Genomic DNA, 17,391 nt, shown 5'->3' with positions numbered 1-17,391 from the left:
AATATTTGGTACTCGGTAACGATCCACAGGAGGATCGGGCCGGCGGTCCTCATCGGTATCCCGAACCGGTACGCTGTAATGGACGCGGCGCCTATCCGGGGGAAATGAGTACGCCCGACGCCGGCTGGCGGGTCGGCCTCGACGACGTCGACGCCGCGCTCGTCGACGGCTACCAGAGCGGCTTCCCGGTCGAGCGACGACCGTTTCGCGCCGTGGGCGAGGCCCTCGGGATCGGGGAGGAGGAGGCACTCGCGCGCGTCAAACGCCTCCGTGATCGAGGGGTCGTCCGGCGCTTCGGCGCGGTGTTGAACCCGCCCGTGATCGGCAGTTCGACGCTCGCGGCCGTCCGTGCCCCCGAGGAACGCTTCGAGGAGATCGCGAGCGTCGTGAACGAGTATCGGCAGGTCAACCACAACTACCGGCGCGATCACGAGTGGAACATGTGGTTCGTCGTCACCGCGGGCTCGCGGGAGACCCGCGACCGTATCCTCGAGGAGATCGAGGAGCGAACCGGCCACCCGGTCCTCGTGTTGCCGATGCTCACCGACTTCTACATCGACCTCGAGTTCCCGGTCGTGAACGCCGACCGCTTCGCCCGCGAGACCGACACGGAGGGACGACTCGCCCGCGCGAGCGCCGTGGACGGGACCGGCGCGTCCGCGGACGCCGAACGGGTGTCGGCTACCCGCATCAGCGAGGAAGCCACGGGCGACCTCTCGGGACTCGAGGCGCGGGTGCTCCTCGAGATCCAGGAGGGGCTCCCGCTCTCGGCGACGCCGTACCGCGACGTCGCCCGCTCGCTCGGCGCGGAGACCGACGACGTCCTCGCCGCCGTCGACCGGCTGCTCGCCGAGGGCTGCATCAAGCGCATCGGCTGTGTGGTAAACCACGTCGTCACCGGGTTCGACGCCAACTGCATGGTCGTCTGGGACGTCCCGGACGACGACCTCGACGAGCGGGGAGGGGCGGCCGGGGCGCTGCCGTACGTCACGCTCTGCTATCACCGACCGCGCCGACCCGAACTCGACTGGCCGTACAACCTCTTCACGATGATCCACGGGCGCGATCCGAAGGCCGTCGACGAGAAGATCGACGAACTCGCCGCCGAGCATCTCCCCTACGAGCACGAGCGGCTCTACTCGACGGAGACGTTGAAACAGACCGGAGCGCGATACGGCGAACTCCTCTCCGAGTGAGGGCGTCCGAGACTCAGCTTCGTGCGGTCGTGTAGAGGACCGGGCCGATGACGACCAGCGCGACCCCGAGCAGCTTGTAGGGGAGCGGTGCGAGGTTGCTCGGAGCGAGCATGAACAGGAAGCCGAAGAGGATCACGTTCATCGAGAGGAGCTTCTTCGAGAGCGCGAGCGAGCCGAGCACCGAGGCTACGAGCGCCAGAACCAGAACCTGCCCGAGGTTGTAGCTCTGGATGATATCGTCCAGGAGGTCGAGCGGGACGAACTCAAGCATCTGTGGTCGGCTATCGAGTCGATTCAGTCTTTAACCTTCCGTTCCGCCTCCTCGGGACCGCGCTCGGGACCCGTGAAGTCGAGCGGGCGGAGCCAGACGTACCAGACCACCAGAACCATTCCCGTGTAGCCGAGCACCCAGACGGCGCGTCCGAGAAGCGGCTGGCCGAGGATCACCGACGCGACGTAGTTCAGCACCCCGGGGACGACGATTCCCGACACGAGCACGAGGACGAACGCCGCCTTGTTCGAGAGCTCGACCATGGCGACGGTTGGGCCCCGAGCGCCCTCAATCGTACGGTTCGCGGTCGTCGAAACCCGCCGACTGCGAACCGGGACGAACGGGACGTTGTGCTCCGTACGGCGGGACGCGATGGCTCGCTCGCAGGCTATATGTCGTTCGAGGGTGAACCCTCGCGAATGTTCGTTCGGACGGTGTTCGAGTTCTACCGCGCCCACTGGATATCGCTCACGTTCGGCCTCGGGCTCATGGCGCTGTATCTCGCTTCGGCGATGGCACACCGGGACTACTGGTACGCGCTCGCGGGCGTGGTCGTGGTCGTCTCGGGGGTAGGGTGGCTGTGGCACCGGTACGAGCCGTAACAGAGGTGTTTTGTGTTCGGTCGTGGAAGCCCGCCGTATGCGCTCACGGGAGGAGATCCGGAACCGAGTCGAGGAGCTCGAGTCGACGTACGACGAGCAGGACCCGCCGTCGTCGCCGCTCGAGGACGAACAGGAGGCAGTGTTGTTGCGCGCGATCGAGGAGCTCGAGTGGGTGCTCGAGGAACGCGAGGAGCCGCCCGAACACTGAGCCGATCGGCGTCGGAACTCGAATCGAGAGGAGCCGACCGAACGGACGACCGCTGGAGCGCTCTTCGAACGGGGCGGCGCGATGGAGCGGTCGCCCCGGAACTCGATCGACGCGTGGTCGATCAAATCACGGTTCTCGGAAGGGAGATCGAACCGCCGTGGTCGTTCAGTACTCGAAGACGTCGTAACGAGCCTCGCCGTTGATGTCGTTGTCGTTCGTCGTGACTGGACCGGCGCCCGAGACGACGGAGATACCGTCGCGTACGTCGCCGTGCAGATCCATCGAACAGTCCTCGATGCTGACCGACTGAGCGCCGGACATCACGCGGATGGCTTCGGTCTGGTTGATCGACATGTCGACGTGGATGTCGTCGATCTCGATGTCGCCACCGTCACAGCGAACCGGACGCTGGCCGCCGAAGCCAGAGATGTTCGTATCGTAGACGAACTCCGTGCCCGTCAGCGAGCAGTCGTCACCGTCGAGGCGAACGCCCGCGACGTTGGTGTTCTCGACGAATCCGCCCTCGACGTGGACGTCGCCCGAACTGTTCGAACAGTAGATACCGTTGTCGGGGAACGGACCGATGTGACAGTCTCGAATCGTGACGCTGCCGGTGTGGTAGTTGCTGACGAGCAGGCCGGTGCCACCGCGCCCGCCGCTGACGTCCGCGCCGCCATCGGGCATGCTGACGTTCGAGACGGTACCGCTGCCGCCGCTCGAGTGGACGCCCACCAGCATCGGGCCCTTGCCGGCGGTGTCGTGTTCGCCCTCGATCGTGACGTCGCTGATCTCGAGGCTATCGTTCGCGTGACACTCGAAGACGCGTCCGCCCGCACCGCCCGCGCTGATGTCGGCGGTGAGCCCCTTGACCTCCAGATCACCGATCGGACTCTTGTAGGTTCCCAGCTTACAGACGTAGCCGTTCGTCGGACTGACGTCGATCGTCGCGTCGGTACCGACCATCCCGAACTTCTCGAGCCCCGTCACTCGCAGCGTCCCGCTCATCTTGTACGTACCCGGGGGGAACTTGACGAGGGTGTCCTCGCCGGCGACGCTGTTGAGAACCGAGTGGATGGACGCGTTGCCGTCGTTGTCGGCGCCCGCCTCGACGATGTCGACCACGTTCGAGTAGCCCGACGCGTCGACGTCGTCGGTCTCGTCCTCCTCTTCCTCTTCGGTCTCCTCGGACTCGTCGGACTCCTCGGAGCTACCGGAGCCGCCGGCCGGATCCGCGGACTGGCCGTTGATCGTCACGTCGACGGGCGCGTCGGTCTCGAAGTCGGTGATCTCGCCGTCGAAGGCGTACGAGTCGGGTTCGCGGGTCGTTCGGCCCGTCACCGTCGATCCGCTGATCTGATCGTAGGAGTTGATCGTCCCGCCGTTCTCCTCGACCTTCTCGACGTCGCCGCTGGCGGTGAACTCGTAGTGGGCGGTCTCTCCTCGCCCAACGATGGTGATCACGTTCTCGGAGTGGGCGCTGCCTACCGCGCTGAGCGCGGGCGTCACTGCCAGTCCTGCGAGCGTTCCGAGGTAGTTCCGGCGGCTGGTCGAGGGAGCGTCGTTGCGATCGTCGCTATCGTCTAGGTCGGACATGATGACGTTATCGTAACACCCCCGACCGACGTGTAAATACGCCCTGGTATCTTATTTATCCCGAGTAGAGTATTAGTATGGTTTATATTCGCCTAGAAAATAGTAGTCGATACGATAATGATAAATAGTTTTGGTACCATCGGGCCGCTGAGAGCGTTCTGGTCGGGTAAAACGCCACATGAGGTTAATCGTATCTCTCTAGTAAACATCGTAACGAGTAGGAGTATGTGGCAGGATTATTATCGATAACGGATAACAGGATCGTCAGTTCGATCGGTTGATACGATTTGGCCGGGATCTCGTCACGACCTGCACCAGCAAGCGACAGCTCTATCCATCGGCGAACCCGGGTCCGGGTCCGATCGGTTTCGGAGGACACGTGCCGGCCGGGACGTGAAGCGGACGACGACGCGTGGCCATCGGCCGACCTCAAGCGCGACGGAGTTGACGCAGAAGCGCTACTCGTCGATCCGGGTCGTCCTCGACCGTGACCGACGCGCACTCGACGTCGTCGAGCGTTCGAAACCGCGACCGATCGTCGGTCGCCCACGATCACCCAGATATCGCTCATGTCCCTCGAAAATCATGTATTTCATTCGTGAAAGCCATCAGATGACACGGAACGTCGTACGATCCTCGGAGTTATTTTTCGATGATTCAGTTCTGGAATGTGCGCTCGGGCGGACGGTATGCCGCTCCTACGCCGGTTTCTGGTCCGACGCCTCGTGATGAAAGACCTAAGTGCCAGTCGATCGATTTACTGATATTATGGGAGTTCCTGCAGTCGTGCTGGCTGCCGGTGAAGGGACGCGTCTGCGTCCCCTGACCCGGAACCGGCCCAAGCCGATGCTGCCAGCCGCCAACAAACCGATCCTCTCGTACGTGTTCGACGGCCTGATCGAGGCGGGCGTCACGGACATCACCGTCGTCGTCGGTTACAAACGTAGCCGCGTTCAGGACCACTTCGGTCCGAACTACCGGAACGTCCCGCTTCAGTACGTCGTACAGGACAAACAGCTCGGTTCCGGGCACGCGTTGTTGGCCGTCGAGGAGGAGTTCGACGAGCCGTTCCTCGTCGTCTACGGCGACCAGATCATCGCGTCGTCGATCATCGGGGACGTCCTGAACGCCATGAACGAGAACGACGCGGCTGCCACCCTCGGCGTCCTGGACCACAACCGGGTCGAACACTACGGGGGCGTCATCCTCGACGACGGCGGGGTGACCGACCTCGTCGAACGTCCAGAGGACGAACGCGAGTATCAGCTCAACGCCGGCGTCTACGGCGTCAAGCCGGCGATCTTCGAGGCGATCCGGAACGCCGAACCGCGCGAGGGCGAACACTCGCTGATCGACGCGCTCTCGTGGCTGGTCGACTCCGAGGAGACGGTCGCGGGGACGGTCACCGGGGGGCTATGGGTGGATGCGACCTACCCGTGGGACCTCCTCGAGGTGAGTCGCGACCTCTGTCTCGCGGGCGTCGTCGGCGAGAGCCGCGAGGAGCGCATCGACGACAGCGCGAACGTCCACGAGACGGCGGTCATCCGCGAGCCCGTCGTGATCGGGCCCGATTGTGAGGTCGGTGCCGGCGCGGTGCTCGGTCCCTACGCCTGTCTCGGCGAGAACGTCACCGTCGAGTCGAACGCCGTCGTCGACGACTCGGTGCTCGACTCGGACACCCGCGTCGGTCCGAACGCGACGGTCGTCGACTGCGTCACCGGCCAGGGCGCCCATATCGGAGCCGCAGCGACGGTTCCGGGCGGCCCGGGGGACGTGCGCGTCGGCAATCGAGTGTTCGAGGACGAACAGCTCGGCGCCGTGGTGGCGGATCGAGCGCACGTCGAGGGCGGCGTGAACTTCGCGCCCGGAACCATGATCGGTTCGGACGCGACCGTATACGCCGGGACGACGGTGCGTGGAACGATCGCGGACGAGACGGTGGTGAGATAACATGTGTGGAATCATCGGCTACGCCGGCAGCGGGCGGGATCGGGAGGTCCTCGACGTGCTCCTGACGGGACTGTCGGGCCTGGAGTATCGCGGCTACGACTCAGCGGGGGTGGCACTCGCCGACGACAGCATCTCCGTGATGAAGCGCGAGGGCGAACTCGAGGAGCTCGAGGCCGCGCTCGAGGAGCACGGCTCCCCCACCGGAAACGTCGGCATCGGCCACACCCGCTGGAGCACCCACGGTCCGCCTTCCGATCGGAACGCCCATCCCCACACCGACGACGAGGCCAGGGTCGCGGTCGTCCACAACGGCATCATCGAGAACTACGAGCACCTGCGCGAGGAACTCTCCGCCGCGGGGTACGTCTTCAAGAGCGACACGGACACCGAGGTCGTCCCCCACATGATCCGCCACTACCTGGAGGAGGGACTGGACGACGAGGCGGCGTTCCGGAAGGCGGTCTCGCGGCTCGAGGGAAGCTACGCGCTCGCGGCGGTCTTCCGCGGTTCGGACACCATCTACGCCACGCGACAGGACTCGCCGCTCGTGCTTGGAGTCGCCGACGACGGCCACTACCTGGCGAGCGACGTCCCTGCGTTCATCCAGTACACCGACCGAGTGATCTACCTCGAGGACGGCCAGTTCGCGGCGCTGACCGGCGACGAGGTCACCGTCAGCACGGCCGATGGAACGGTGGTCGAGCCGCCCGTCGAACGCGTCGAGTGGGACGCCGAGGACGCCGGCAAGAGCGGCTACGACCACTACATGCTGAAGGAGATCAACGAGCAGCCCCGATCGCTGCGCCAGTGTCTCCGCGGTCGGGTCGACGAGCTCGAGGGGGAGATCACGGTCGAGGAGCTCGACGAGCTCCCGGCCCCCAGACGGGTGCAGTTCGTCGCCTGCGGCACCTCGTATCACGCCGCGCTCTACGGCGAGCTGACGCTTCGCGAACGCGGGGTGCATGCCCAGACGTTCCTCGCGAGCGAGTACGATCACGGTTCGGTGCCGATCGACGAGGAGACCCTCGTCATCGGCGTCACCCAGAGCGGCGAGACCGCGGACACGCTTCGGGCGCTCCGACAGGCGAAACGGATGGGGGCGTCGACGCTCGCGGTGACGAACGTCGTCGGCTCCTCGGCGGCCCGCGAGTGTGACTACACCATGTACATCCGCGCCGGCCCGGAGATCGGCGTCGCCGCGACCAAGACCTTCGCCACCCAGCAGACCGCCCTCACGCTGGTCGCCGACGCCATCAAGGACGGTCAGCGCCGCGAGCTACTGGGCGCGCTCCGGAGCCTGCCCGACCACGTCCAGTCGATCCTCGACGACTCGAACGCCCGGGAGATCGCCGCCGAGTACGAGAACGCCGGAGCGTACTTCTTCATCGGACGCGGCTACAACTACCCCGTGGCGCTCGAGGGGGCGCTGAAGATGAAGGAGATCAGCTACAAACACGCGGAAGGGTTCGCTGCGGGAGAGCTCAAACACGGCCCGCTCGCGCTCGTCACCGATCAGACGCCCGTGTTCGCGGTGGTGACCGGCGACGGCGAGCGTGCGACCAAGACGATCGGCAACGTCAAGGAGGTCGAGGCGCGCGGCGCGCCCGTCGTTGCGGTCACGGACGGCCGCTCGGACATCGAACGCTATGCGGATCACGTCCTCGAGATCCCCGACACCCACGAGCGGATCGGTTCGATCCTCGCGAACGTCCAGCTCCAGCTCGTCTCCTACTGGGTCGCGAACCGCCTCGACCGCTCGATCGACAAACCGCGCAACCTCGCGAAGAGCGTCACCGTCGAGTAGCGTCCGTGGCTCCTCGGTTCGAACCGCGGTCGAACGAAGCACGTATCCGTCATCGAAATGACGGATACGTATGTGGCCCTGGACCCACGTCGCGTTCGGCTACCTCCTGTATACGGGACTGACGCGCGGCCGGTCGGGCGCGCCGCCGGGCGACGTGGCGACGCTGTGGCTGTTCCTCGGAACCCAGCTACCGGACCTGATCGACAAACCGCTCGCGTGGACGTTCGACCTGGTCCCCTCCGGACGGATGCTCGTCCACACGCTGTTCGTCGCCGTTCCGGCGTGCTGGCTGGTCCATCGGTACTGGAGACGGAGAGAAAACCCGGAGTACGGCGTCGCCTTCGGCGTCGGCTACCTCTCGCACGTCTTCGGCGACGCGATCGGATCGCTACTGCTCGGCGAATACGCCTTCGTCCGGTTTCTCGTCTGGCCGCTGCTGTCGGTCCCCGTGGACGAGCAACGGGGAATACTGTCCGAACTCGCTACGGCGGACCCGACGCTCTCGCCGGCGTTCGCGGTACAGGCGGCGATGGGTCTCGGGATCGTCGCGCTGTGGGCGTACGACGGCGCGCCCGGGATGGCCGTCGTCCGGCGTCATCTGGGCCGAGGACGGAATCGCTGAGGCGAACCGATTGCGGAACCGCGCCAACGGAACGATCCGCGGAAGGGAAGCGAGAGGGCGTCGCGACCGAGCGCTGGCGATGCAGGCAGCACGCATAACCGACTCGCGTGAGGAACGGGAACATGGTGCGCCTCTCGAGCCTCGTGATGCTCGCCGGCGTCGTCCTGCTGTTCGTCCCGATCCCGCCGGTAGCGACGATCCTCGGGATCGTCGTGATCCTGATCGGCGTCGCCCTCAGGCTGCTGACCGACAGCTGAACTCGTTCGTTGCGTTCCGTCGACGACGTACGACGAGGCAACGACCCGCGGGGCCTCGATCGGAGTCCACAAGCGGAGCCGAGCCGGCCTCACCACCTTGAAGCCCGATGTCCTCGAGATGCCGTCCGGAGGGACGGACTACCGAGGAAGTCACGGCCCTTGCTCCTCCGAGCCCGGTGAGTCGACGGTGAGGGAGTTTTCGACCAGCGTGTGATGCCCGCCGCGGAGCCGCTTCGATAGTGCCTGCTGGGAGATCCCGAGCTCGTCGGCCAACTCGCTCATCGAGACGTCCCGCGGGGTCTCGTAGTAGCCCCTCTCGAGCGCGGTCACCAGCGTCTCGTGTTGGATGTCCGTGAGGCCGGGTTGACCGTCCAACCGCGGCTGGGTCAGCTCGTAGAGGCGGTGCAGTTCGACCTCCAACTCGTGCTCCTCGAGGTAGCGCTGGAAGGCCGTCGTTCCCTCCGACGTATCGAACCGCAGCTGCAGCATCCACTGACCGTCCTCCCCCGTCGCGTCCAGAAGCGTCGCTCCGGTCCTCGTCATCGTATAGGCGACCGTCTCGACGTCCTCGACCCACTCCGCCCGGTAGAGGATCGCACCCTTCACTTCGTCGAGCTTGGTGAGATCCCTGATGGAAGGATCGTCCTCCGCCACCCGTTCGAACGTCTCGTAGTTCTCGCCGGACGTCCAGAAGCACGGGACGATGCAGTCGGCCTCGTGTGCGACGACACGCTCGACCTCAACGGTCATCCCCGGAACCTCACACAGCGTCTCGTAGAGCGCGAACTCCTCGGCGGGAACGCTGAACTCGACGATGATGCTCGTGCTACGGTCGCCCATGACAGTTGTTGATGGGACTACATAAATGGTTGTACATTCCAACCCGAGGGCTTTCGATCGATAACGGACGAGTAGTACCCGTGGGGCCCGCCCCGACCCGTGGGGGAGAATGGATGAGCTCGCGTCCGCACTCATGGTCACTGAAGAGGCGGATGGGGTCCCACATCACGGGTGCCTCTGACATCACCCGTTTTCGTCCGGACCGACGACCGTCGAGACCGTTCCATCGAAGGCTTCAGCGATCGAAGGCGGCTGTACCGCTGCTCGCACGGTTTTGAGACGGGCAAGCCGCTCCGATCACGGGAACGGTTGGATGTTTGAACTATCGATACAGCTACGGTCCGAGCGCTCATTGGAGAAGTGGAGGAGTGGAATCGTGATATCGTGATCGAGGGGAGAGGCGGCAAGGAGGGGAGGGACTGACGGATGCTGGGGCAACTGTTTCAGCTGGCCCGAAGCGGCGAGCGGTCGGACTACGACGAGCTGACCTGCCCGACGACGGGGAGACGGTTCGCGACGAGGGACACCGACCCGATCGAGTGGGACCCGATCGTCGACCACGGAACGGGCATCGCGACGTACGAGTGTGGCCAGTGTAACGACCGCCACACGTTTCTCTGGAGTCCACGGACGCCGGTGTTGCTCGCCGAGAGCGATCGCGGTAAGCGTCGAGATCCGGAGGAGAGGCTCGATCGGTCCGCGTTCCGGCCGGCGGGCGGATCGGACGACGGTTCGCTATCGCGCGGTTGAAGTGGACGTGCGGACTCGCTCGGCCATGGACGGGACCAGTTACGGCTACACCACCGACGTCCGGTATCGCGATCTCGATCCGAGAGGTCACGTCAACCACGTCGTCTACGTCTCGTACATGGAACAGGCGAAGGGAGCGTTCCTCAGGGAGGTCGTCGGGGTGGCGCTCGACGAGGTGAACACCGTCGTGCGCTCGCTCGACGTGGAGTACGAGCGCTCGATCGAGAGCGGCCAGCAGGTCACCGTCGACCTCCGGGTCGAGAACGTGGGCGAGACCAGCTTCACGATCGCCTACCGACTGAGCGCCGACGGTCGACTCGTCGCGACCGCCGAGACGGTCTCGGTGCTGCTCGACGAGAGGGGAAAGCCACGCGCGATCCCCGATCGCTGGCGACGGCGGATCGAGGAGTACGACCGCGGCGACCGCGGTGAGCCGATGTAACCGCCGGTAGTCACCGTCGCACCCGCTCGAACCGGCGGCCGTAGATCCGGGGTCGGGGCTTCGTCCGCGAGTGGCGGACTCGCCGGGGTACCGTCGACACCCGCGTCGAGATCGAGTCGGGAAGCGGACCCCGTGAGCGCGTCGAGCGTGCCGTCGGGTTGCGCGAGCCGGAGTGACGTCCGGATCCGCCGAGCTTCCGCTGGTTCGCCTCGTACAGATCACGGATCGTCGCATGGGTCTCGAGCAGCGCGACCCGGAACGCGTCGATCGCCTTGCCGATGCGCTGTTGGAGGGCCTGTTGTCTGCTCTCGGCGCCCAGAAACGCGTTCGCCGTGTTTCGAAGGAGGTCGCTCTCCCCGTTCTCGTCGTCGTCCGACGCCGAACCGTCGTCAGCACCGATCGCCTCGCCGTTCTCCTCGAGGAATCGCTCGATCTCCTCTCGGAGCTCTCGCTCCTCCTTTCTGAGCGACGTCAGGTCGACCGCCCGCCAGAGCTCCCGGAGATCGACCGCCTCGTACAGTTCGGCCAGATCGATCGCCCGGGCGGCGTCGCCGGCCTGGATCGCGCTCGAGAACTTCTCGGCCTCGATCGCGTCGGGGAACTCCTCGAAGTCGATCGCGTCGGGAAGCTCCTCGAAATCGATCGTCTCGAGGACGTCGAGCGCCTCGTCGACGATCGTCCAGAGGCCCTCGGCGATCTCGATCACGGTCTCGTCGTCCGCCTCGGCGACGATCGCCGACTTGAGCGCCTCGAGGCGCACCGAGAGCACCTCGAGCAACTCGGGGAGCCGGACCAGAACCGTCTCCTCCGCTCCGGGGCGGTCCTCGGAACCCTCCGTCGTCGACGCCCCCGTGTCGTCCGCCGTCGACGCCGCGCTTCGGCCGGTCGGCTCGGGGGGTCGCTCCGCCGACTCGCGTTCCCCGCCGGCCGTGCTGGTCGCTCCGCGGTCGCGGGCGTCGCCGTATCGGTGTCCTCGGGCCATGGCTCTCCCCCTAGCAGAGGTCGCCGTCGGAGAAGAACCGCTCGCCTGCCGGGGCCGGTGATCGTGAAGACGGCCACCGACGGCCGGCGGGGCGACGTCGGAGCCCGGCCGTTCGCCGAGCAGTGGACGTGCCGGTCGACGGCGGGGACGCGACGTCGCTCCGGTCGCCTCGGGGCCATGGAGGCGTCGTCTCATCGAAGCCGGTCGGGACGCTCGAGATCGATGAGCCCGCGCCGGCGGGCGTGCTCCTCGCGGCGGGCCTCGTGATCGGATCGGCGCCTTCACGGCGGTTTCGCCGGTGATACCACGGACGCTCGCCGCGCGCGAAGGAGCCTTCGGCTACCGCGTACCGATCAGGGAGTACCGACGTGCTCGTGGCGTCGATAGAGGTAGTAGAGCGCGACGATGATGCCGACCACGGGCGCGGCGAGGAAGTTGAGCAGTCCGACCAGCCCGTAGAGGATGGGGTCGGGCGACCAGGCCACCGTCGACTCGGTGAGCTCGGTCGCGTCGAGGTAGAGCGCGACCGGGAGCAGGAGCGTGAGGACGAGCCCGAGCAGCGCGTAGATGGCGACGATCCCGACGACCAGCGCGACGACGCCGGACATCGCCGGTCCGACGACCCCCCGATCGGGTCCCGCGGGCCCCATCGGTGCCGTCGCGGCGCCGACCGAGGCGAAGAGAACCACCGCGAGGAGCGTGAGCGGGATCGCGAGCAGGCTGTAGACCGGATAGGCGGCGATCCAGTACCACCACCGGGACTCGTCGTCGACCGCCGCCGTCGCCTCCGGATCGGTGGACGTCTTCGGAAGCTCAGCGAGGGAGGACGGAGAACTCGGGTCGTTCATAGGACCCCGTACGCGCTCGACGAACATCGAGATTGGGGTGTGAGCTCGTCACGGCGTTCGCGATGCGCTCGCATCGGGGTCCGGTCCGCACGCCGGGGCGATCGTGCCTCGGACTCCGAGACCGACGTCGATGCGTGCTCGTCGTCTCGGTCCGTAGGTGTCCGATCGCGCTACCTCCCGACGGATCGAACCGGAACCGGGACCGGGGTGTCAGTCGTCGGCGGTGACGCCCGCGGTCGCCCCGTCCCAGACGCCCGCTCCGAAATCGACCGCGCCGTTCCAGTGGCCGACGAGGGTCGCGACCGCGAGGTCGCCCGTGATGTTCGTCATCGTCCGGAGCCGATCGAGGATCGGGTCGACGCCGGCGACGAACCCGACGACTTCGAGCGGGAGGCCGAGCTGGGTCAGCACGAGCGTCAACATGATCAGACCCGTCCCGGGGACGCCGGCCGAGCCGATGCTCGCGAGGACGGCGATCGCGACGACCGTCACCTGTTCGCCGAGCGACAGCGAGACGCCGACGAGGTTGGCCGCGAAGACCGCAGCGACGCCCTGATACATCGCCGTGCCGTCCATGTTGATCGTCGCGCCGAGCGGGAGCGAGAAGCCGTAGATCCCCTCGTTGATCCGCAGGTTCTCGTCGGCGTTCGACATCGTGACCGGGAGCGTCCCGCTCGAAGAGCGGATGCTCAGGGCGGTGATCATCGCCTCCTTGGATCCCACGAGAAACGCGCCGGGCGATTGTCGGGCCAACACCGCGATCATCGCGCCGAGATAGACGACGGTGATGTGGATCGTGACGGCGATCAACAGCGCGAGGATCAACAGCGCGAACGGAACGAGCGCGTCCGTACCGGCCTCGCCGAAGACGGCGGCCATCAGCGCGAACACGCCGATGACGCCGTACTCCATGATCCCCCAGACGATCTTGAACAGCGCCTCCGCGCCCGCCTCCATGATGTTGAAGATCGATTCGACTCCGTCACGAACGGTCTCGTCGTGTGATTCCTCGCGGAGAATCGTCAACGCGAGCCCGAAGACGAGCGCGAAGAAGATCGTCGGCAACACGTCGCCGTTGGCCATCGCCCCGATCGGGTTCTCGGGCACGATCCCGAGGAACACCTCGACGAAGCCGGGCGCTTCGGCGGTGTCGAACTCGGCCTCGGTCAGCGTCAGCCCCTCACCGGGATCGATGAGGTTCGCGATGACGAGGCCGATCGCGACGGCGATCGTCGAGGTGATCGCGTAGAGCGCGACGACCTGCCCCCCGACCTTCCCCAGCGTCGAGGGCGCGAGCTGTCGGACGCCCATGATCAGCGTGAACACGACGATCGGGATGACGATCATGCTCAGCAGCCGGACGAAGAGGTCGCCGAGCGGTTGCAGCGCCGTCGCGGGTTCGCCCACGATCAGTCCGACGAGCGATCCGAGGACGAACGCCGCTCCGATCCGATAGACGATCGGGACTGCGCGGTATCGGTTCCAGAGGGTTCGTGAGGTGGTCGTGGATGTTGACATCGATCATCACACCTAGTGAACGCTACGTGTTCCTCCTCCGGGAGGGGTAAAAAATCACGGGTGTGGCGCTCGAATCGGCGTGTGATCGAAGGGCGACCCGGCCGAAGCCGCGGCCGCCACCGCGATCCGGTCGCGCGATCAGATCACCCGTTTATCTCCTCGTCGATCTGCTGCTGTGCGTCATCGAGCGCGTCCTGGGCGCTCTTCTCCTGGACGAGCGCGTTGTTCGCCTGGGTGTAGACGATCTCCGAGAACGTCGGATACGCCTCGATCGCCGGTCGAGCCTGGGTGCGGTCGAGGATCCCCTCGAACACCTCCAGTAGCTCGAACTGTTCGCGGGCTTCCTCGTCCTCGTAGATCTCCCGTCGGACCGGCAGACGGCTGTGTTCGAGCGCCATGATCTCCTGGGCCTCGATCGAACTCATGAACGTGGCGAACTGCTGTGCGGCCTCGGCGTTCTGCGCGAAGGCGTTGATGAAGACGTTCCAGCCGCCGAGACAGGAGTTGGCCGCGTCGGGCTGGCTCTCGTGGGTCGGCAGCGGCGCAACGTCGAACCGGCCTCGGACCTCCGAACCCTCCTCGTTCATCAGCGAGACGGCGTAGGGCCAGTTTCGCATGAACAGCGTGTTGCCCTGTTGGAACGTCTCGCGGTTCTCGTCCGTCGAACTCGAGGGGACGTGGCCGGGCGTCACCCCGTACTCGTGGATCAGGTCGACGGCGTGCTGGAGCGCCGCAACCCCCTCCTCGCTGTTGACGACGATCTCCTCGCCCTGCTCGACGCTTCCTCCCATCCCCCACAGCCAGTTGAGCCACATGATCGTGAGCCCCTCGTTGGTTCCGCCCTGCCAGACGTAACCGTTCCAGTCCTCCTCGTCCTGCTCCATGATGTCCCGGGCGGTCTCAACGAGTTCCATATACGTCTCCGGCGGCTCGTAGCCGTACTCCTCGAGGACGTCGCTGCGGTAGTACAGCGCGTTCGCGTCCGTGTGGATGGGCATCGCGTAGAGGGTGTCATCGATGGTGACCGCCTCGACGGGCGTCTCGATCATGTTCTCCGTGTGTCCCTCGGGGTCGTCCATCTCGGCCGCCCAGCCGTTGGCCGCGAACTCCCCCGGCCAGATGATGTCCATGTTCCCGACGTCGAAGTCCGACGACTGGGCGACGAACTGGTTGACGTAGTACTCCCGGGCGGCCGCCGCTTCCGGGGCGATCTGCTGGGTGCTCACCTCGACGCCGCTTTCCTCCTCGAAGGCGGGCGCGAGGTCCTCGGCGTCGGCTCCGAAGTAGCCAGGGTAGACATACTGGAGTTCGTCAGACCCTTCCCCGTCGCTGTCGTCGCCGCCGAAACAGCCGGCGAGGGCCGCACTGCCTCCGAGCGCGATCGTTTTCAGAAGCCGCCGACGCTGCGTATCAGACATGCGTACCTCGTTTCGAACTGACGACAATAATCGTTACCCCGGCGTGCGTCGTCGGGCCGTCGAAACGTATCATGCAGGGCATATTTTTATGTGGGAGTTTGGAGTCCCTCGTGTACGGATATGGCAAGCGATACTGGGGAGGGGTACTCCCGATCCAGCGGCGGGGACCTCCGATCCGCACTGGAGGACCGGTACCGCCGCTACAGGAAACGGCGGTTCACCGACGGGGAGATGGCGGCGCTCCTGCTCGTTCCCGTCCTCACGTATCTCTTCCTGGTCTCCTACTACCCCATCATCGACACCGTCTGGACCAGCCTCCAGACGGGCGCGCTGTTGCCCACGCGCGAGGCGGAGTTCGTCGGACTGGGGAACTACGTTTCCGTGCTCTCGAGCGCCTCGTTCTGGAACGCGTTTACCGTGACGATGATCTACACGTTCGTGAGCGTCCCGGTCGAGATGGTGATCGGACTCGGGCTGGCGCTGCTGGTCAACCGCGACTTCTGGGGGAAGTACGTCGCACAGGCGGCGATCCTGTTCCCGTGGGCGCTGCCGACGATCATCAACGCGCGCATCTGGGCGTGGCTCTTTCACGGCGAGTACGGCGTGATCAACGACCTGCTCGTACGCGTCGGGATCCTGAGCCAGCCGTTCCCGTTCCTCTCGCATCCGGACGTCGCGCTGGGCGCGATGCTGTTCGTGACGATCTGGAAGACGAGCTCGTTCGTCGCGCTGATCCTGCTCGCCGGCCTACAGTCGATCCCCGATCACCTCTACGAGGCCGCACACATCGACGGTGCCTCGGTGTTCCATCAATTCTGGTCGATCACGCTTCCGCTGCTCAAGCCCGTCATCCTCGTCGCGCTTATCTTCCGGACGCTGCCGGCGTTCCAGGCGTTCGGCCTTCCCTACGGCCTGACCGGCGGCGGCCCCGGCGAATCGACGACCACGCTCGTCCTCTGGGCCCACCAGCACACGTTCAACAACCTCGAGTTCGGCGAGGGGGCCGCCGCGGCGACGATCATCACGCTGATCGCGATGACCATCTGCGTGATCTACGTCGCGACGCTCTACGAACCGGAGGTGCGCTGACGTGAGCTCCGACAGCGGACGCCGACGATTCGATCTCCAGCGGGTCGGCGAGCTCCTCGGCTTCTACGGGTCGATCGTCCTGATCTGTTTGGTGTCCTTCTTTCCGATCATCTGGATCCTCATCACGTCGCTGAAGCCGGCCTCGCGGGTGATCACCTTCCCCGTCGAGTACGTCCCTCGGACGGTCACCCTCGAGAACTACGTAACGGCGATCCAGCAGGCGCCGTTCGCCCGGTATCTGCTCAACAGCCTCATCGTCGCGTCCGGGACGGCGATCATCTGCGTCGTGCTGGGGTCGATGGCCGGCTACGCGCTGTCTCGCCTCGACTTCCGGTTCAAGCTGCACGTGCTAATGATCATCCTCGTCTCGGCGATGTTGCCGTTCTTCGGCCGGCTCATCCCCCTGTTCGAACTGGCGCGGGAGACCGGCCTGTTGAACAGCTACCTGGGGCTGATCATCCCCTATTCGGCGTTCCAGCTCCCGTTCGCGGTGTGGATCTTCCAGGCGTACTTCAAGGAGCTGCCCGACTCGCTCGAGGAGGCCGGACTCATCGACGGGCTCTCGCACATCGGCGTGCTGTTTCGGATCATCCTGCCCGTCTCGGCGCCCGCGATGGCGACGACCGCGATCATCGTCTTCATCTACGCGTGGAACGAGTTCCTCTTCGCGCTGACGTTCATGACCGAGGACCAGATGCGGACGATCACCGTCGGCATCGCCCTCTATCAGGGCGAGTACACCTACCCCTGGGCGACGATCTCCGCTGCAGTCTTCATGTCGATCGTCCCCCTGTTACTGTTGATGCTGTTCTTCCAGCGCAAGGTCGTCGAGGGACTCACCGCGGGCGTCGGGAAGGCGTGACGATGTCCTTTGCCGACCGCGCTCCACCGTCCGGCTGCACGCAGGCGCGCCCGATTAGACGATCAATTCGGAGCCGTCGGCGAGATGTCGGCGGGCGACGTCGGGGTCGATCTCGATTCCGCGCGTTTCAGGTCGCGCC

The 17,391-nt window shown here is 65.7% G+C and carries 20 protein-coding genes; 12 read left to right on the top strand and 8 right to left on the bottom strand.

Translation table 11 applies throughout. The features are described 5' to 3' along the window. Positions 1-104: 104 nt before the first annotated feature. Positions 105-1,196, top strand: coding sequence for a siroheme decarboxylase subunit beta (gene ahbB, locus V0Z78_RS04455; protein ID WP_336343420.1), 1,092 nt, complete (start codon positions 105-107; stop codon positions 1,194-1,196). Between the two features lie 13 nt (positions 1,197-1,209). On the opposite strand, the gene V0Z78_RS04450 is transcribed toward ahbB, so the two are convergent. Continuing rightward, positions 1,210-1,467, bottom strand: coding sequence for a hypothetical protein (locus tag V0Z78_RS04450; protein WP_336343419.1), 258 nt, complete (start codon positions 1,465-1,467; stop codon positions 1,210-1,212). Positions 1,468-1,490: 23 nt separating this feature from the next. After that, entirely contained in the window at positions 1,491-1,730 is a 240-nt protein-coding gene (locus V0Z78_RS04445) for a hypothetical protein (protein WP_336343418.1), read from the bottom strand. A gap of 156 nt (positions 1,731-1,886) precedes the next feature. On the opposite strand from V0Z78_RS04445, the gene V0Z78_RS04440 reads away from it, so the two are divergent. Beyond that, positions 1,887-2,069 carry a hypothetical protein gene (locus V0Z78_RS04440; RefSeq protein WP_336343417.1) on the top strand — a complete coding sequence of 61 codons (183 nt, stop codon included), beginning with the start codon at positions 1,887-1,889 and terminating at the stop codon, positions 2,067-2,069. Positions 2,070-2,106: 37 nt separating this feature from the next. After that, positions 2,107-2,277, top strand: a complete 171-nt coding sequence (locus V0Z78_RS04435) for a hypothetical protein (protein ID WP_336343416.1) — start codon at positions 2,107-2,109, stop codon at positions 2,275-2,277. A 165-nt stretch (positions 2,278-2,442) separates the two neighbouring features. On the opposite strand, the gene V0Z78_RS04430 is transcribed toward V0Z78_RS04435, so the two are convergent. Beyond that, positions 2,443-3,870: a hypothetical protein gene (locus V0Z78_RS04430; protein ID WP_336343415.1), complete on the bottom strand. Its 1,428-nt coding sequence runs from the start codon at positions 3,868-3,870 to the stop codon at positions 2,443-2,445. Positions 3,871-4,638: 768 nt separating this feature from the next. Between V0Z78_RS04430 and V0Z78_RS04425 the strand changes: the two genes are divergently transcribed. From V0Z78_RS04425 to V0Z78_RS04410, 4 genes are all read left to right on the top strand, one after another. Beyond that, entirely contained in the window at positions 4,639-5,820 is a 1,182-nt protein-coding gene (locus V0Z78_RS04425) for a sugar phosphate nucleotidyltransferase (RefSeq protein ID WP_336343414.1), read from the top strand. 1 nt (position 5,821) lies between these two features. Next, complete coding sequence (glmS, locus tag V0Z78_RS04420) at positions 5,822-7,624, top strand: glutamine--fructose-6-phosphate transaminase (isomerizing) (protein WP_336343413.1); 1,803 nt, start codon at positions 5,822-5,824, stop codon at positions 7,622-7,624. 70 nt (positions 7,625-7,694) lie between these two features. Continuing rightward, complete coding sequence (locus V0Z78_RS04415) at positions 7,695-8,246, top strand: metal-dependent hydrolase (RefSeq protein ID WP_336343412.1); 552 nt, start codon at positions 7,695-7,697, stop codon at positions 8,244-8,246. A gap of 122 nt (positions 8,247-8,368) precedes the next feature. Then, a complete protein-coding gene (locus tag V0Z78_RS04410) occupies positions 8,369-8,503 on the top strand; it encodes a transporter (RefSeq protein WP_336343411.1) in 135 nt (44 codons plus the stop codon). A gap of 150 nt (positions 8,504-8,653) precedes the next feature. On the opposite strand, the gene V0Z78_RS04405 is transcribed toward V0Z78_RS04410, so the two are convergent. Continuing rightward, on the bottom strand, positions 8,654-9,343 hold the full coding sequence (locus V0Z78_RS04405) for a bacterio-opsin activator domain-containing protein (protein WP_336343410.1): 690 nt from the start codon (positions 9,341-9,343) through the stop codon (positions 8,654-8,656). Between the two features lie 426 nt (positions 9,344-9,769). On the opposite strand from V0Z78_RS04405, the gene V0Z78_RS04400 reads away from it, so the two are divergent. Then, positions 9,770-10,093, top strand: coding sequence for a hypothetical protein (locus tag V0Z78_RS04400; protein ID WP_336343409.1), 324 nt, complete (start codon positions 9,770-9,772; stop codon positions 10,091-10,093). Between the two features lie 25 nt (positions 10,094-10,118). After that, complete coding sequence (locus V0Z78_RS04395) at positions 10,119-10,535, top strand: acyl-CoA thioesterase (protein ID WP_336343408.1); 417 nt, start codon at positions 10,119-10,121, stop codon at positions 10,533-10,535. A gap of 10 nt (positions 10,536-10,545) precedes the next feature. Here the strand turns inward: V0Z78_RS04395 and V0Z78_RS04390 are convergent, their stop codons facing one another. Then, entirely contained in the window at positions 10,546-11,517 is a 972-nt protein-coding gene (locus tag V0Z78_RS04390) for a hypothetical protein (RefSeq protein WP_336343407.1), read from the bottom strand. A 128-nt stretch (positions 11,518-11,645) separates the two neighbouring features. On the opposite strand from V0Z78_RS04390, the gene V0Z78_RS04385 reads away from it, so the two are divergent. Further along, a complete protein-coding gene (locus V0Z78_RS04385) occupies positions 11,646-11,819 on the top strand; it encodes a hypothetical protein (RefSeq protein ID WP_336343406.1) in 174 nt (57 codons plus the stop codon). 51 nt (positions 11,820-11,870) lie between these two features. Here V0Z78_RS04385 and V0Z78_RS04380 read toward each other — a convergent pair whose 3' ends face one another. From V0Z78_RS04380 to V0Z78_RS04370, 3 genes are all read right to left on the bottom strand, one after another. After that, a complete protein-coding gene (locus V0Z78_RS04380; RefSeq protein WP_336343405.1) occupies positions 11,871-12,365 on the bottom strand; it encodes a hypothetical protein in 495 nt (164 codons plus the stop codon). A 210-nt stretch (positions 12,366-12,575) separates the two neighbouring features. Then, complete coding sequence (locus V0Z78_RS04375) at positions 12,576-13,883, bottom strand: dicarboxylate/amino acid:cation symporter (protein ID WP_336343404.1); 1,308 nt, start codon at positions 13,881-13,883, stop codon at positions 12,576-12,578. 143 nt (positions 13,884-14,026) lie between these two features. Then, complete coding sequence (locus tag V0Z78_RS04370; RefSeq protein ID WP_336343403.1) at positions 14,027-15,301, bottom strand: ABC transporter substrate-binding protein; 1,275 nt, start codon at positions 15,299-15,301, stop codon at positions 14,027-14,029. A gap of 120 nt (positions 15,302-15,421) precedes the next feature. Here V0Z78_RS04370 and V0Z78_RS04365 point away from each other — a divergent pair, with 120 nt between their 5' ends. Both V0Z78_RS04365 and V0Z78_RS04360 read left to right on the top strand, forming a co-directional pair. Continuing rightward, positions 15,422-16,390, top strand: a complete 969-nt coding sequence (locus tag V0Z78_RS04365; RefSeq protein ID WP_336343402.1) for a carbohydrate ABC transporter permease — start codon at positions 15,422-15,424, stop codon at positions 16,388-16,390. A gap of 1 nt (position 16,391) precedes the next feature. Further along, positions 16,392-17,252 carry a carbohydrate ABC transporter permease gene (locus V0Z78_RS04360; protein ID WP_336343401.1) on the top strand — a complete coding sequence of 287 codons (861 nt, stop codon included), beginning with the start codon at positions 16,392-16,394 and terminating at the stop codon, positions 17,250-17,252. Positions 17,253-17,391: the final 139 nt, after the last annotated feature.

Source organism: Halalkalicoccus sp. CG83 (assembly GCF_037081715.1).
GTDB lineage: Archaea > Halobacteriota > Halobacteria > Halobacteriales > Halalkalicoccaceae > Halalkalicoccus > Halalkalicoccus ordinarius.
This window is presented reverse-complemented; position numbering and strand designations above follow the sequence as displayed.